Genomic DNA, 15301 nt, shown 5'->3' on the forward strand with positions numbered 1-15301 from the left:
CTTCCCCTCAGATCCGCACGCTGCGCAACGGGGCGATCGACGGCCCATCATGGAGACCGGTCTGCTTGGGCGCGGCACGAATGGTGCCGCGCGGCTCGCGCCCGAGCAGTTGGCGCGCGACCGCGTCATACCCGACGCCGGCGAACCCGGCCTCGATGCGAGCACGGACGACAGCCGCGGCCCCGCCCCCCCAGGCACGGCGATAATGTTCCTCGATCGGACGGGTATGCCGCGCGGCCCAGACGGCCAGGGCATCGGCGACGGCTCGGTCGAGCGCGAGCGCACCGGCCTCGCCAGCGTGGACACGCTGCAAGGCGCAATGGACCAAGACTTGTCGTAGTCCGACGCCGGCCGAGGTCCCAGCAAGCGCCTCGAGCTGATCGCTACGATCGAACAGCGATGCCTGGCGATCGTCGAGGACGACCTCGATAGCAGCGACAAGCTCGGGAAGATCGCCCGCGCGCCAGTCGCTCGCCAGCGCGGCTGGCAAAGCGTCGCTGATCTGCGCTTCGGTGAAGCTGTCGTTCTCGGCGCATTCCGCGACCTTCTTCCAGCGGCGGGATAAGGGCAGCGATCGATATGGTCCGTCACTCATGTCAGGATACTATTAAAAAAAATGCTACAATGTCAAATTGTACACATCTTATTGATATTAAATAATATTTATTCGAGGATCAGCCATCCCCTTGATGTCTAAGTGGCATCAATTTGGGCTTATGCAGGGGACGAGTCGCACGAATTATGGAAGGATGTCAGATTATATCAGCGCGCTTAGTCTGTGCTCAGGTGTACGGTCGCAGCATCGACATGACGATAGACCCGGCTACGCTTCAGCGCTGTGAGAATGAGGCTTGTTGAAGCGCGCAGGATTAGCTCTGCCCAATCCGGACAGATGTCGGCGCATTTAGCAGAACCGGATTCCGGTGACAGTGCACTAAATCCATTCTGGCGCAATGAATCACAATCCACTTCAACAGCAATTAGGTGCACTGCTACCGGAATCCCTGCTCGGATAGTCCGCTAAAGGCTAGCTTCCACTCAATCTCGGTCGTTGCACACGCCGTGGACGAGCGGGACTCTTGCCGGTCGGCAAACGCCCCAGCTACTGACGTTGAAAAGGGCGTGCGACTTGTTAAGAAGCTCAATGGCAATCGCTCGCAAGGGCAGCCGACTCATTGTAGTTGATGCTGTCACGTATCGCTGGTCGGTTAGTGAGCAAGTTACTCACGATAACGAATTGACGATTGCTGTTTCGTCCGATGATCAGGCTGGCGCCACCCTGCTAATTCGTGCGCTTGGGACGCCCCTGGATGGGCATTGGTGGAAACATTCTCATCCTGTGGCAACCCCCAGCAAAGTCGCGCACGCAATTCGTTTAGCGTTGGCCAGCGGATGGCACGCAGCGGAACCGGGCAAGCCCTTTAACCTGCGCTTGGACACTTCTTTTTAAAGGTCTGCTGCTCACCAATCTTTGCCATCTGCACCCTGACGGCAGCTGTTGGGATCGCTCGGTGGGAGGATGAACGGCGGAATTTAGGCCGCCTTGCCGCCGATCAGAATCACCGCCGCGCCTGTGAGCCGGGTTGCACCTCGATGGCAATTCGACCTATCGCAAGCCATGGTAAGATTAGGAAACTTCCTGCGACCAATTTGCTGCTGGCTATGGGTTCTGATGCTGAGCCCCGCCCCTGCATCAGCCGCGGAGCCCTGGCGTGTCGCGTCGAGCGCCAACTTCGTAATCTACGCGCAGTATACGCCGGAGGCCTTGCGAAACTACGCGGCGCAACTCGAGCGCTTTGACAAGGCCATGCGGGTCTTAAGACGACTGCCGGACAATCCCGCAGGCAAAGCCAACAGACTGACCGTTTTCATCGTTCAGAACAATGAAACGGCGGCGAAGCTGGCAGGTGCGCCAGGCGCCAGCATCGCCGGCTTCTATCACAGCAGGGCTGGCGCCTCGATAGCCGTCAGCTCTCGCGAGAAAGCGGAGCATTGGTCCGAGCTCAACCCGCAGGTCGTTCTGCTCCATGAATATACGCACCACTTCATGCTGCGCCGCTTCCCCGGGGCCTACCCGACATGGTTCGTCGAAGGCTTCGCCGAATTCTATTCCACGGCCAGGTTCCAGGCCGATGGCGGCATGGAGATCGGCGCACCGGCCAATCACCGCGCTTATGAAATCGCGGCCATCAAGAATCCCGACGTGCCGCGCATGTTGACCGATCCAGGCAATTCCCAGCGTGTGGGGATGATGGAACTCTATGGCTTCGGCTGGCTGCTGACGCACTATCTGACGTTCAATGATGCCCGCAAGGGCCAGCTCGCCGCCTATCTCGACGCGATCAATCGCGGCCAGCCGCCGGGTGAGGCGGCGGTGAAGGCATTCGGAAATCTGAAGCAGCTCGAACGCGAGGTGATGGCGTACCGAACCAAGCCGATGAAGACCGCGCGGATATCGCCCGAAGAGCTGTCGATCGGCCCGATCGATGTGCGTGACCCCACCCCTGGCGAAGCGGCGATGATCCCGACGCTGATCCGGGCGCGCCTGGCGACCGAGAAGAAACTCGACCGTGACATCGCCTCCGATGCTCGGCGAACCGCGGCGCAATGGCCTGCGGATGTGCGGGTTCTGGGCAATCTCGCAGAGGCCGAACTGGCAAGTGGAAATATGGACGAGGCAGACGCCGCAGCCGATCGCGTTCTCGTTTCGGATGGAACATCAATAGATGCTCTGATGATCAAGGCCGAAGTCGCGCTAAGGCGTGCATCGGCCAGTACCGGGAAGGACGATAAAGTGCGCTTCGCCAAAGAGGCGCGACGTTTCGCCTTGAGCGCGAACCGGATCGATGCGGATCATCCCGTCCCCCTGATCTTGTTCTATCGCAGTTTCATCGTCGCCGGCGAAACACCGACACCGAATGCCGCGACGGGATTGATGAGAGCGCATTTGCTCGCGCCCGAGGATGCCGACCTGCGGCTGATGCTCGCAAGACAGCTTTTTGCCGACCAGAAGCCAGACCAGGTCAGACTGTTGCTGACGCCTATCGCGTATAGTCCGCACGATAAGGACCAGCGCAGGGAAGCGCTTGCGTTGCTGGCCAAACTTACCGCGGCAAGCCCTGACAAGTCGGAGTAGTTAGTCAACACGGAAACAAACCAGGCGATCACCCGCCCGCCAGATGATCGCGATAGCGGTCGCGCAGCACCTTCTTGTCGATCTTGCCCGTCGCGGTCAGCGGCACCTGGGTGATCACCACCGCATCGGGCATCCACCATTTGATGAGGCGGGGCTCGAGAAAGGCGAGCACCGCCGCCTCGGTCACCGTCTCCCCCTCATGCGGCTCGATCGCGAGCAGCGGACGTTCTTCCCATTTGGGATGATAGACGCCGACCACCGCGGCGATGCGCACGCCGGGACAGGCGACCGCGATATTCTCCAGATCGATCGAGCTGATCCATTCGCCGCCCGACTTGATCACATCCTTCTTGCGATCGGTGATCCGCATGAAGCCGAACGGATCGATCGTCGCGATATCGCCGGTGTCGAACCAGCCATCGGCGTCGGTGGCATCCTGTTCCGCCCTGAAATAGCGCTGCACCGTCCATGGCCCGCGTACCAGCAGCGCGCCGGAGACTTCGCCGTCGTGCGGCAGATCATTGCCCTCCTCGTCGACGATGCGCAGCTCGATCCCGAATTGAAGCCGCCCCTGGCGCGTCCAGATCACTTCGTCCATCGCATCCCCGCCCTCGGCAGCGAGCTTGGGCGTCGGCGTCGAGACCACGCCGATCGGGCTGGTCTCGGTCATGCCCCAGAGCTGACGGACCTTGACGCCGTAGCGCTGCTGGAATGTCTCCGCCATTGCGCGCGGCACCGCCGACCCGCCGATGACCAATGTCTCCAGCGCCGCCGTATTCCCGCCCGTCCGCTCCAGATGCGCCAGATACATCGTCCAGATCGTCGGCACGCCGCCCGAAAAGGTCACGCCTTCCGCCTGGATCAGTTCGTCGAGGCTCGCACCGTCCATGCGGTCGCAGGGCAGCACCAGCTTGCACCCGTTGATCGGTGCGACGAAGGGCAGCCCCCAGGCGGTGGCATGATAAAGCGAGCTGCACGGCATCACGCAATCGAACGCCGAAAAACCGAAAGCGCCCGTCAGCCCGCCCGCCATGGCGTGGAGGACGACCGAGCGATGGCTGTAGAGCACGCCCTTGGGATCGCCCGTGGTGCCCGAGGTGTAGCAGAGGAACGACGCATTATTCTCATCGAACACTGGCCAGTCGCAGGTTTCGGGCTCGCCGGCGATCAGCGCTTCGTAGCTCATGGCGCCCAGCGTGCCGGGATCGAGCCGTTCGGCATCGGACAGCATCACGAAATGCCGGATCGTCGGCAGCAGCGGCTTCAACCGCTCGACCAGCGCCAGGAAATTGCGTTCGAAGAACAGCACGCCGCTTTCGGCATGGTTGATCGTATAGGCGATCTGATCGTCGGGCAGCCGCGGATTGGCGGTGTGGAGCACAGCCCCACTGCCCGGCACCGCATAGAAAAGCTCGAAATGGCGATGGGTGTTCCAGCCGAGCGAGCTGACCCGGTCGCCGGGCCTCACGCCGAGCCGGGCGAGCATATGCGCCGCCTGCGCGCTGCGCCGTCCCCAGCCGGCATAATCGTAGCGCCAGATCGGCTCATCGACCAGGCGCGACACGATCTCGCGATCGGCATGCGCCTGCGATGCGAAGCGCAATATGCCGCTGATCAGCAAGGGTGTCGTCTGCATCAGGCCGCCGAGCATCGTCATCTCTCTCCTCTCATCGCTTCGCTCCCGTCCTTGCGGAGCATCGTCGATCGATACGACTTGCCCGATCCGGACGTGACATGAAAGCGCCGGTGAAGCGTCGAGGGGCCGGGCGCGGCACGCCGATGAACGGCTAGAGTCTGGTTCAGCTAGATGAACTCATCTTGTCATTCCCGCGAACGCGCATTGGTGTCCGGGATTTTATTGTCAAAATTTCTCGCGGATCCGATAATTCCTGGGAGTATGCCCACGAACTTGCTGCCGAGACATGATCTGGCTTGGGACGCCCAAACCTCTCCTCCCTACGCGCAGCGTGGGGAGGGGGACCACGACGCGAAGCGGCGTGGTGGAGGGGAATTTCGATGTGTCATTCCCCACCGCAACGACCAGAAATTGCGGGATAACGCCATCGAAAACCGTGCGTGCCGTCAGCATCGCAGTTCCCCTCCACCACCGGCCGTTGGCCGGCGGTCCCCCTCCCCATCTTCGATGGAGAGGAGAGAATCTCGCCTTCGCGCATCCTGAATAAAATCCCGGACAGCACTGCGCGTTCGCGGGAGTGACAAGATGGTTGGTGTTTGGAATCGGATGGATCAAACCCTGGAGCGAGATGCGCTTGGGCTGAAGCACGTCTCGTTCTATTTATTATTTGTTTTCCATATTTTGCGCGTCGCCAGGTGATTCCACCCGACTTCAAAATGTTCTATTGCGCGAACCACACGCGGCGGATCAGCCCCTTCTCCACCTGATAGACCGCGACCGCTTCGAAGGTCCGGCCGCCGTCCAATGTGACGCGCTCATGATCGGTGACGAAGGCGCCGGTGACCGCGCGCGATACGATCGTCGCCCGGGGCTTCGCGCGCACGAACAAGCGGCTGTACAGCGCGATCAGCGCCGGTTTTCCGGTCAGCCTCGGCTTCGCATTCGCGCCCAGATCGAACAGTTCGATATCGTCGGAATAGGTCGCCGCGAACGCGGCCATGTCATGCCGGTTATAGGCATCGAGTTGCTGCTGCACGATCGCGACGGGTTGATCGGGCGTCGCACCGGCCAGCGAAAGCGCCATCAAGAGCATATCGAACATCATGCATATCTCCCGATACCGAGATGATCGGCGTGCCGGTTTCCGCCAGGGCGAGCCCCCGCCACGCCCGGGCGTTGAACGGATGACAATGACCCGCGTTGACAGGTCATATCCCGCTTATTCCTTGCCTTGGGGCCGTCGCTTCAGGAAGCGGCGGCCCTTTTTTCCGCATGGTCCATGGATCGGGTCACCGCCCGTCGAAATATTCCACGATCAGCCGCGAGACCGCGCCGATGCGGTCGTCGCCATCGGCGGCGAGGCCGGCCATATCCATGTTGAACGAGGTGATCACGATCGGCCCCGACTTCGCATAGACGATACCGATATCGTTGGTGACGCCCACCGTTTCCCCGGTCTTGTGCCCGACCGGTGCGGACAGCCAGTGCGGAATCTTGCGCGTGCCCGCCTGCTGGGCAAGCAGGATGCGCTTCATCTCGTCGCATGCCGCCTTCGACGCGGCGGTACCGCGCTCGATCGTCTCCATCATCCGCCCGCTCTCGCGCGGGGTCATGATGCCCAGCCAGCTCGTCTCGTCGGCCGAGCGGTTGCGGATCAGGTCGATCTGCTTGCCCCCGGCACCGGCCGCGCGCACCTCTGCAATCAGCTTTTCGCGCGGCGCCGTGAACCAGGGGATATCGGTGCCCAGCGCGAAAATATCCTCGGCGCCGAGCGCGCGATATTTCGGATCGAGCACGGCATAGAAGCCGCGGAAATAGTCGAGCGTGGTGTAGTTGAGCCTGAGCGTCGCATAGCCGGAGCGGCGCAGGAAATCGTTGACCGCGCCGATGCCGCCGACGCGCGCGATCATGATATCGGTCGCGCTGTTGTCGCTGGTGATGATCATCTGGGTGATGATGTCGCGCAGGCTGGCCTTCAACCCGAAATCGTTGAAACGGAAAATGCCCGAGCCGCCGCGGAAGTCCGCGGCCTTGATCTCGTGACGCTCGTTCAGGTCGAGCTTCTTCTGATCGGCGAGCTGATAGGCGAGGATCATCACCGCGACCTTGATCGTGCTGGCGCTGTCATAATGGCCATCGGGATCGACCATCGCCTCCTCGCCGGTCGCGAGATTCTTGACGTAGATCCCCGATTTGGACGGGAAGCGCGCCAGTTCGGCCGAGAGCAGCCGGGTAAGGCCCGAGGATTGCGCAGCTTGCGCCGGTACCGACTGCGCCGCTGCCGGCGTGGCCGGCAAGGCCAGCACCAGGGCGAGCAAGGACGTCCCGAAAACCCGCTTCATGGCATTCCCCTTAGTGTCTGTGTCGCCAATCGTCCGGACGGTGACCGGCCAGGAGTCGTGGTGCGATTCCAGGCCAATATGATAGCCGATGTAACCCGGTCGGCAATGTCGAGCGGATTGCCGCCCTCCCCGATCGGGCGTAGCATTCTTCGGGGGGCCGGACAGGGAGTATCGATATGCGAAACATGATCTTGGTCGGCCTTGCCGGATCGGCCCTGGCCTATGGCGTGGCGGCGACGGCCCAGTCCACGCCCAACGACATGCTCGACCTGGTCGGCGCCCGCGCCGGTCAGGCGGAGGGGCAGTTCGCGGCGCGCGGCTATAATTTCGTTTCCACCCGAACCGGCGACGACCGCAAATGGACCAACTGGTGGAACCCGCAACGGCGGTCGTGCATCACCGTCGCCACGGTCAATGGCCGCTATGAGTCGATCGTCAGCACGCCCGAAGCGGACTGTCGTCGCGGTGGCGGCGGAGACCGCAACCCCGGTTATCGGCCCGATCCGGGCTATCGCCCCGATCCCGGTTACCGCCCGGACCCGGGTTACCGGCCCGATCGTCCCGATCGGCCGGGGCGCCCCGGCGACAATGATTATGGCTGGGCCGGCGGCCGGCAGATCGACATGGGGCTGGTCTGTTTCGGCGAAGGCCAGCGCCCGGCACTTGCGACCCGCTATGGCTGGACGTGGAACGACCGGCGCGATCGTTACGACTATGGCAATCGCACCGAGCTCTCGTCACAGGATTTCGACACGTCGGTGACGATCCAGATCTGGAACGGCGGCGGGCGCATCCGGCTGCCGAGAAAGCTGGTTCCGCCGATCAATTCGCGCGGCGATAGCGGCTGGTGGGATCTCATCAACGTCTCGTCCGGCCGCGACCAGATCACCGCCACCTATCGCCTGAACGGCCTCAACAAGCCCAGGCTCACGATCGACCGCCGCAGCGGCCGCATCTCGATCCGCGGCACCGGCAGCTATGCGTTCAGGGGAAATTGCGACCGGATCGACGGGCGCGATCATCGCCGCTTCTGAGGCGGGATGAAAGGATTTCCCGACGCCGCGGCAATCCGGAGCGCATTGCTGTCCGGGATTTGCGCTGAACGTATACAATAGCGCGACATCCCTGCTTCAGCGGCACTCTGAAGAGGCGGCGGCGAGGTGATCGAGCCCAAAAACCCGTTCATCCCGAGCGAAGTCGAGGGACTAAGCCGAGCGCAGCCGAGGCTGATGGCGCAGTTGGTCCTCGGCTTCGCTCGGACGGCTCCCTCGACTTCGCTCGGGACAAACGGAGTTGGGGTGGCAGCGACCTTGGCTACGAAGCCATGCTTGCGGCAAGATCCGAATCTTGTCTCAACATCGATGTTTCGGCTGCGATCATCGCAATTGCGGCGCTCACAACCAATCCCGCCAGAAAATCCAGGACATCAGTGGGTGAAAGCTTAGAAAATCCGGTCCGGACAGGTCCGGCCGCCCTCACCTTCGCTCAAAGAGGCTCGTTGATCTGAATGACGGGCCGGACGCTGGTGAAATTGGGAATGTCCCCCATGATCTCGGCGGCATGGGGGCCGCCCAGCGCCGTCGCCAGGGCCCCGGCATCCGGGAAATTGACGAGCGCGATCAGGAAATAGGGCGGCTCGGCGCCGTCGGGACCGGGAAGACCCCGGAATGCCTGTACGCCGGTCAACCCCGCCTCACCCCAGCGCGCCTCGACCAGCGGCACGTGCGTCGCCGTGTAATAATCGAAATCGAAGCTGGCGCCCGCCGCACGCGGATACATTACGCTGATCGTGGTCATGCCCGGTTCCTCTGGTTGATGCGCGGATCAGTCCATGTCCGGCGGGGCATGTCAATTGCCGTGTCCGCTATGACGGTCCTCGATCCGGCGCCGTTGCCGCGAGCACCGTCTCCGGCGTCAGCGGCAGGACATTCAGCTCCGCCGCATCCGCGCCCAGCGCATGGCGCACCGCATTGGCGATCGCGGCGGGAATCGGGATGACGCCGCTTTCGCCCACCCCTTTCACCCCGATCGGCGAAAAGGGCGTCGGCGTTTCGAAGTGGAGCAGGTCGATGGGCGGCACGTCCGCCGCCAGCGGCACCAGATAATCGTGGAGCGACAGGGTCAGTGGCCGGCCTGCCTCGTCGTAGCGGATCGCTTCGAACAGGGCGGCACCTATGCCCTGGGCGACGCCGCCGCGCACCTGGCCGTCGACGATCGGCGGATTGATCTGCACGCCGCAATCATGGCCGAAGGTGACGCGCTCCACACTGACCTTGCCCAGTTCGAGATCGACCGAAACCTCGACCGCGACCGATCCGTAGGAAACCGCAAGCGCCGGCGGATCATAGGCTGCGCGATCCTCCAGCCCGGCCTCCAGCCCCGGCGGAACGGCGGCGGCGCGATAGGCCTCGTGCGCGATCGCGGCCATGGAGACGCGGCGTGCCGGATCGTCGCGATGCTGCACGCCGCCCTGCACCAGGATCATCGCATCGGGATCGGCATCGAGCAGGAAGCCGCCCCAGCGCCGCAGCCGATCGGCCAGCCGGTCGGTCGCGATCCTGACCGACATGCCGCCCACGCCCGCGCCGCGGCTGCCGCCGCTGGCATAGCCGGTATAGGGCGCGGTCAGCGTGTCGCCATGGACGACCGCGACATCCTCGACCGGCAGCGACAGCGCATCGGCGCAGACCTGCGCCATGCTGGTTTCGATCCCCTGCCCCATCGGCGTCTGGCTGAGGAACAGGCGGACATGGCCGCTCGGCTCCATCCGCACGATCGTGCTGTCGAACCCGCCATTGTTGATCCCGATCACCTTGCACACCGGCGACGGCCCGAAATTGGTGACTTCGGAATAGCAGGCGATGCCGATGCCGGTCGCCCGTTCGGGCGTCCGCGTCGCCGCCGCCCGATCGAGCGCGTCAGCATAGCCGAAGCGATCGAGCGTCGCATCGAGCAGATCGGCATAGCGCCCGCTGTCGAGCACCACGCCGCTATGCACTCCATAAGGCAGTTCCGCGGGCGTCAGCAGGTTGCGGCGGCGGATCTCGGCGGGATCGATGCCGATCCGCCGCGCCGCCATGTCGAGCAGCCGTTCCAGCGCGAAATTCGCTTCGGGCTGTCCGAAGCCGCGATAGGCGCCGGTCGGCGTCTTGTTGGTGACGACGGCGCCGGCGCGGATATCGATCGCCGGCACGCGATAGGGGCCGGTCAGTAGCGCGCCGGTGATCCAGCCGGTGCCCATCGACGTCGCATAGGGATCGCCGCCCTTGTCGAGCATCGCATCGCCCCTGAGCGCGACGATCCGCCCCTCGGCGTCGAAGCCGACATCCAGGTCGACACGGATGTCGCGGCCATGGGTGGAGGCGGTAAAGGCCTCCCGCCGCCCCTCGATCCAGCGCACCGGCCGCTGGAGCCTGAGCGCGAGCAGTGCGACCAGCGTCTCCTCGCCATAGGTGCAGCCCTTCATGCCGAACGCGCCGCCGACATCGACCGCGATCACGCGGATGCGATGCTCGGGCAGATCGAGGCAGCCCGATATCCCGGCGCGGACCTGATGGATCGACTGGGTCGAGGTCCAGACCGTCACCCCCTCCCCGTCCGGCGCCGCGCATACGCCGCGCGGTTCGATCGACAACGCATGGACGCGCCCGGAAACGAAGCGGTCGGCGATGCGATAAGCCGCCCCCGCCAGCGCGGCATCGACGTCACCCGTCGTCCAATGCTGGGTGGCGACATGATTGTCGGGCCAGTGATCGTAGAGGCGTACGGCATCGGGCGCCGATGCCTGATCGATCGTCGTCACGATCGGCAGCGCGCGATGATCGAGCATGATCGCGTCCGCCGCGGCATCGGCCGCATCGGCATCGATCGCGGCGATCACCGCATAGGGCTGCCCCACCCAGCGCAACCGGTCGATCGCCAGCGCCTTGAGGTTCGAATAATTCTGGCCCGGCAGATCCCAGAGCGAAGGCTGCGGCGCGACCGCAGCCAGATCCGCACCGGTCAGGATCGCGACGACGCCGGGGATCGCGCGTGCCGCTACGGTGTCGATCGCGAGGAGCTCGGCATGGGCAACGGGACTGCGCACCATGCGCACGACCAATGCACCGGGCAACGGCATATCGGCGAGATAGCGCCCCTTGCCCGCGACGAAGCGATCGAGCGTGGTCCGGCGCGCGGCGCTGCCGATGATCGAGCCGGGGCCGGATGGGTCGGGTTTCATCGAAGCTGTCCCCCACCCATCATCCCAGCGAAAGCTGGGATCTCCCGACAAATTGAGCGCGATCTGGTTGGCAGATCCCCGCCCTCGCCAAAGGCGAGGTTTATCCTGAGCGCCTGCTTGCAGGCAGTCGAAGGGCTGGGATGACGTGGTGGGACTGAGATTGAAATGGAGCTGGAATTCTCCCTAACCACACCCGGCCTCCCGCTGTTTCACCACGGCCTTCACCGCCGCGACGATCGGCTGATAGCCGGTGCAGCGGCAGATCACCGCGTTGAGCGCGGACCGGATCGCAGCCTCGTCGCCATGATCGGGCACGCCATCGTCCGCCAGATAATGCCGCACCACCGCGAGCATGCCCGAGGTGCAGAAACCGCATTGCGCGGCATGATGATCGGCAAAGGCGCGCTGGATCGCGGCACCCTCGGGATCGGCGGCCAGCCCCTCGACGGTGACGACCGCACAGTCCGCCGCCTGGGCGGCGAGCGTCAGGCAGCTGCGCACCGGCTCTCCGTCGATCAGCACGGTGCAACTGCCGCACACACCCTCGCCGCAGCCGATCCGCGTGCCCGATAGATGAAGATCGCCGCGCAGCCAGTCGGCAAGGCTGGTCCAGCCCGCGGCATCGAGCGCACGACGCTCGCCATTGACGGTCGCGGCGCCCGCGCTCATGCCGAGGCCGCCCGCATATGGCAGCGCCGCAACAGCCGCGGTGCGATCGTCCGGCGATAATCGATCGTGCTGGCGTCGGGCAGCGCCGGGTATCGGGCCAGCATCCCGGCGACGAAGCCGACCGCCAGCGCATCGAGCGCATCGGCATCGGCACAGGGCAAGGCGGCGCTGCGCACGGGCCGGTCGACCAGCCCGCCCAATGACAGCCGCACCGATCCGTCGGACGATATCGCGCATGCAGCGGACAGGATCGCCCGCCCCGTCGAATTGCGCCCGAGCACTTCGTCGAAGGCGATTGGCGGCGGCGGCGGGATACGAACCTCCAAAATCGCTTCGCCCGGCTCCAGCGCGGTCGTGAAGGGTCCGGTGATGAAATCCTCCGCCGCGATTGTCCGCCGGCTGGTGACGATCACGGCGTCGTGCGCCGCCAGGATCAGCGGCACTTCGCCGCGCGGATCGGCCCAGCCCAGGCACCCGCCCAACGTCGCACGGTTGCGCACGACATGATTGCCGACGAAGCGCAGCGCCTGTGCCAACGCCGGCAAGGCCGCCGCGACCGGCGAGGCGAGGATCGCCGAGAGCGTCACCCCGGCCCCGATCACGGCGCCGTCACCATTTAGCGCAATCCGTTTCAGCGCCGCGATCCGCCCGATATCGACCAGCCGCCCCGATCGCTGTCCGCGCAGGGCGAGCGCGGGCAGCAGACTATGCCCCCCGGCCAGGATCATCGCATCGGGATCGGCGGCCAGCAGCGCGAGCAGGCCGTCGACATCCTCGGGCGCGTCATAATGCCGGCTGGCCGTCAGCGGATGAACTCCGCGGACGGATGAGCGCGCGGATAGTCGCGCATATAATCGAAGAAGCGCGCCAGGGTCAGGTCGCTGCGGGTCAGCGTGCCGGGTTGCAGATGGATGGTCTGCATGTTCATCAGATCGTCGAGCACGACGCGCGTCTCCATCTCGGCGATCGCTTCGAGGAACTGGTCGACTTCCTCGGGCGTGCCCATGTCCTTGCGCGCGCAGACGGTGATGAACACGGTCGAGCGGCCCGGCCGGGTCAGCGTGAAAGGCGAGACGAAACCGAACCATTGGCCCGCGAATTCGGTGCTCTGGAAATACATGCTGGTGCCGACGATGCCGATGCGGTGCTTCACCGGATCACCCGTCACATGCGTGCCTTCGAATTCGTAGAACATCGAATGGTCGGTCCATTCGACCGCCTCGTGCGGATTGTCGCCGTTGATCTCTATGCCGTGGAGATAGCGGATATGCTGCATGTCGGGGGTGTTGGCGCACAGCACCCAGGGATCGACGGGCACTTCCTCGCCAAAGACCTTGGTCTTGAACACCAGATCCTCATGCGGGAATTTGAAATCGGGCAGCTCGTAATGCGGTTCCAGCCCGTTATAGGCCCAGAGGATCCCGTATTTCTCGCAGACCGGGAATTTGAACAGCCGTGCGGTGCCGGGGATCGGATCCTTGCTCGGCATGCCGCTGCAGCGGCCATCGGCGCCGTATTTCCAGTGGTGATAGACGCAGCGGACATTGCCGTCGATCATGTCGCCGATCGACAGGTCGGCGCCGAGATGCGGGCAGTAAGCGCTCATGACGTGCGGATTACCGTCCTTGTCGCGAAAGGCGATGACGCGGCCGTCGAGGAAATCGAAACCGCGCACAAAGTCCGACGTCGCGGCGCTCGACATGCAGATCGGATACCAGCTTTGGGTGAAGGTGCCCCCTTCGCCTTCGAACGGCACCGACTTGCCGAATGCGCGGCGGAAGATTTCGGGCGCCTTGGTTGCGGCGCGGGGCTGGGTCCGGGGATCATCGAGCGACATGGCGCGCCTCCATCAGATATGAGAGTCGGTGGGTTCCGTCAGCGAAACTGTCGCAGCATGGCCCCCATGCCTACCCGCCCAATAGGACGGGTGCCCCATCGCCCCGGCCTGACCTTTGCCGGGCGGGCGCACGCCTGTCCGAAAGGACGGGCGTTCTGACCGATCGGACGAGTGGGTGGCGGCCCCGCGCTGTGGGACAAGCCCGTCATCGAAAACCCCGGGACGGGAGCCTGTCTGGATGAGCAAGAATTTCCTTTTCGTCGTCACCTCGCATGGGGAGCTCGGCACGACCGGCAACAAGACGGGCAGCTGGCTGGAGGAACTGGCCGCGCCCTATTGGCGCTTCATCGATGCCGGCCACAGCATCACGATCGCGTCGCCCAAGGGTGGCGCCGCGCCCGTCGATCCGATGAGCATCGAGGATAATTGGGTGAGCGAGGCTGGCCGCCGCTTCCTGGCCGATCCGGCCGCCGGCGCCGCGATGGCGGATACGGTGCCGCTCGATCGCATCGATCCCCAGGCATATGACGGCGTCTTCATGGTCGGCGGCGCCGCGACCACCTGGGACTTTCCGGGCAACCCGGCGCTGAAGGCGATCGTCGAAAGCTATTTCGCGGCGGACAAGGTGATCGCGGGCGTCTGTCACGGCGTGATCGGTCTGGTCCAGGCGGTCGACGCCAATGGCGAGCCGCTGGTCAAGAACCGCCAGGTCACCGCGATCAGCAATGCCGAGGATGTGATGATGGGCCTCGACCGGATCGTGCCCGTCCTGCCCGAGGAAATGCTGCGCAAGCTGCGCGGCATCTACACCGCCGCCGCCCCGCTCGCCGCGCATGTCGTGACCGATCCGCCGCTGTTCACCGGCCAGAACCCGGCCTCCGCCGATCCGCTGGCGCTGGCGATCCTGGCGCATCTGGAAAGGAAGGCGCAGGCGGCCGCCTGACGCGATGGCGGAGGCTGGGTCGCATCGCCCGGCCTCCATCATCACAGCTCGGCGTTCGTCAGGCCAGCGCCCAAAGCCCGGCGCGCAGGGCATCCGGCGCCGCCAGCGACTGCTCGACCTCTCCATGGGTCGCTTCCCAGATCGGTATCGCGCGCCGCAGCGCGTCCCGCCCCGCATCGGTCAGCATCAGCAGTCGCCCGCGCCGATCACCCGGATCGACTCTGGTTTCGAGCAGGCCGCGCCGTTCGAGCGGCTTGAGATTGGCGGTCAGCGTCGTGCGGTCCATCGCCAGCAGCGTCGCGACCGCGCCCATTTTCGGCGGCGCCGGCCGGTTGAGCGACATCAGCAGCGAGAATTGACCGCTGGTCAGCCCCACCGGGCGCAGCGCGTCGTCGAAGCGGCGCGCCAATGCCCGTGCCGCCCGCTGGGTGGCGAGGCACAGGCAATGGTCGCGCACATGCAGCGTGGTTTCGAACGGGACCGTCATGTCGTCCGCCATCGGGCAATTATGTTGAT

The 15301-nt window shown here is 64.5% G+C and carries 13 protein-coding genes; 3 read left to right on the forward strand and 10 right to left on the reverse strand.

Going from position 1 to position 15301, the window contains the following annotated elements; translation table 11 throughout:
* Positions 1–7 precede the first annotated feature (7 nt).
* Positions 8–595 (reverse strand): hypothetical protein, encoded by a 588-nt coding sequence (locus AC3WN8_RS04400; RefSeq protein ID WP_492668172.1) that lies wholly within the window; start codon positions 593–595, stop codon positions 8–10.
* A 1077-nt stretch (positions 596–1672) separates the two neighbouring features.
* Between AC3WN8_RS04400 and AC3WN8_RS04405 the strand changes: the two genes are divergently transcribed.
* Positions 1673–3136 (forward strand): tetratricopeptide repeat protein, encoded by a 1464-nt coding sequence (locus tag AC3WN8_RS04405; protein WP_492668173.1) that lies wholly within the window; start codon positions 1673–1675, stop codon positions 3134–3136.
* 28 nt (positions 3137–3164) lie between these two features.
* Here AC3WN8_RS04405 and AC3WN8_RS04410 read toward each other — a convergent pair whose 3' ends face one another.
* The 3 genes from AC3WN8_RS04410 to AC3WN8_RS04420 all read right to left on the reverse strand — a co-directional run bounded on the left by AC3WN8_RS04410 (position 3165) and on the right by AC3WN8_RS04420 (position 7114).
* On the reverse strand, positions 3165–4793 hold the full coding sequence (locus AC3WN8_RS04410) for a long-chain fatty acid--CoA ligase (protein ID WP_492668174.1): 1629 nt from the start codon (positions 4791–4793) through the stop codon (positions 3165–3167).
* Positions 4794–5493: 700 nt separating this feature from the next.
* The gene (locus AC3WN8_RS04415; RefSeq protein ID WP_492668175.1) at positions 5494–5877 is read right to left on the reverse strand and encodes a nuclear transport factor 2 family protein; all 384 of its coding nucleotides are present in this window, start codon (positions 5875–5877) and stop codon (positions 5494–5496) included.
* A 184-nt stretch (positions 5878–6061) separates the two neighbouring features.
* Positions 6062–7114, reverse strand: coding sequence for a serine hydrolase (locus tag AC3WN8_RS04420; RefSeq protein ID WP_492668176.1), 1053 nt, complete (start codon positions 7112–7114; stop codon positions 6062–6064).
* Between the two features lie 176 nt (positions 7115–7290).
* Between AC3WN8_RS04420 and AC3WN8_RS04425 the strand changes: the two genes are divergently transcribed.
* The gene (locus tag AC3WN8_RS04425; protein ID WP_492668177.1) at positions 7291–8148 is read left to right on the forward strand and encodes a hypothetical protein; all 858 of its coding nucleotides are present in this window, start codon (positions 7291–7293) and stop codon (positions 8146–8148) included.
* Between the two features lie 451 nt (positions 8149–8599).
* Here the strand turns inward: AC3WN8_RS04425 and AC3WN8_RS04430 are convergent, their stop codons facing one another.
* The 5 genes from AC3WN8_RS04430 to AC3WN8_RS04450 all read right to left on the reverse strand — a co-directional run bounded on the left by AC3WN8_RS04430 (position 8600) and on the right by AC3WN8_RS04450 (position 13842).
* Positions 8600–8911 carry an EthD family reductase gene (locus AC3WN8_RS04430; RefSeq protein ID WP_492668178.1) on the reverse strand — a complete coding sequence of 104 codons (312 nt, stop codon included), beginning with the start codon at positions 8909–8911 and terminating at the stop codon, positions 8600–8602.
* A gap of 67 nt (positions 8912–8978) precedes the next feature.
* The gene (locus AC3WN8_RS04435; RefSeq protein WP_492668179.1) at positions 8979–11336 is read right to left on the reverse strand and encodes a xanthine dehydrogenase family protein molybdopterin-binding subunit; all 2358 of its coding nucleotides are present in this window, start codon (positions 11334–11336) and stop codon (positions 8979–8981) included.
* 183 nt (positions 11337–11519) lie between these two features.
* The gene (locus AC3WN8_RS04440; protein WP_492668180.1) at positions 11520–12005 is read right to left on the reverse strand and encodes a (2Fe-2S)-binding protein; all 486 of its coding nucleotides are present in this window, start codon (positions 12003–12005) and stop codon (positions 11520–11522) included.
* Positions 12002–12811, reverse strand: coding sequence for an FAD binding domain-containing protein (locus AC3WN8_RS04445; protein ID WP_492668218.1), 810 nt, complete (start codon positions 12809–12811; stop codon positions 12002–12004). The genes AC3WN8_RS04440 and AC3WN8_RS04445 overlap by 4 nt, the downstream gene beginning before the upstream one ends.
* Positions 12808–13842 (reverse strand): Rieske 2Fe-2S domain-containing protein, encoded by a 1035-nt coding sequence (locus tag AC3WN8_RS04450; protein WP_492668181.1) that lies wholly within the window; start codon positions 13840–13842, stop codon positions 12808–12810. The genes AC3WN8_RS04445 and AC3WN8_RS04450 overlap by 4 nt, the downstream gene beginning before the upstream one ends.
* A 238-nt stretch (positions 13843–14080) precedes the next feature.
* Here AC3WN8_RS04450 and AC3WN8_RS04455 point away from each other — a divergent pair, with 238 nt between their 5' ends.
* A complete protein-coding gene (locus AC3WN8_RS04455) occupies positions 14081–14785 on the forward strand; it encodes a type 1 glutamine amidotransferase domain-containing protein (protein ID WP_492668182.1) in 705 nt (234 codons plus the stop codon).
* 58 nt (positions 14786–14843) lie between these two features.
* Here the strand turns inward: AC3WN8_RS04455 and AC3WN8_RS04460 are convergent, their stop codons facing one another.
* Positions 14844–15272 (reverse strand): MarR family winged helix-turn-helix transcriptional regulator, encoded by a 429-nt coding sequence (locus AC3WN8_RS04460; RefSeq protein ID WP_492668183.1) that lies wholly within the window; start codon positions 15270–15272, stop codon positions 14844–14846.
* Positions 15273–15301: the final 29 nt, after the last annotated feature.

Source organism: Sphingobium sp. FW305-3-2-15-F-TSA7, assembly GCF_058787155.1.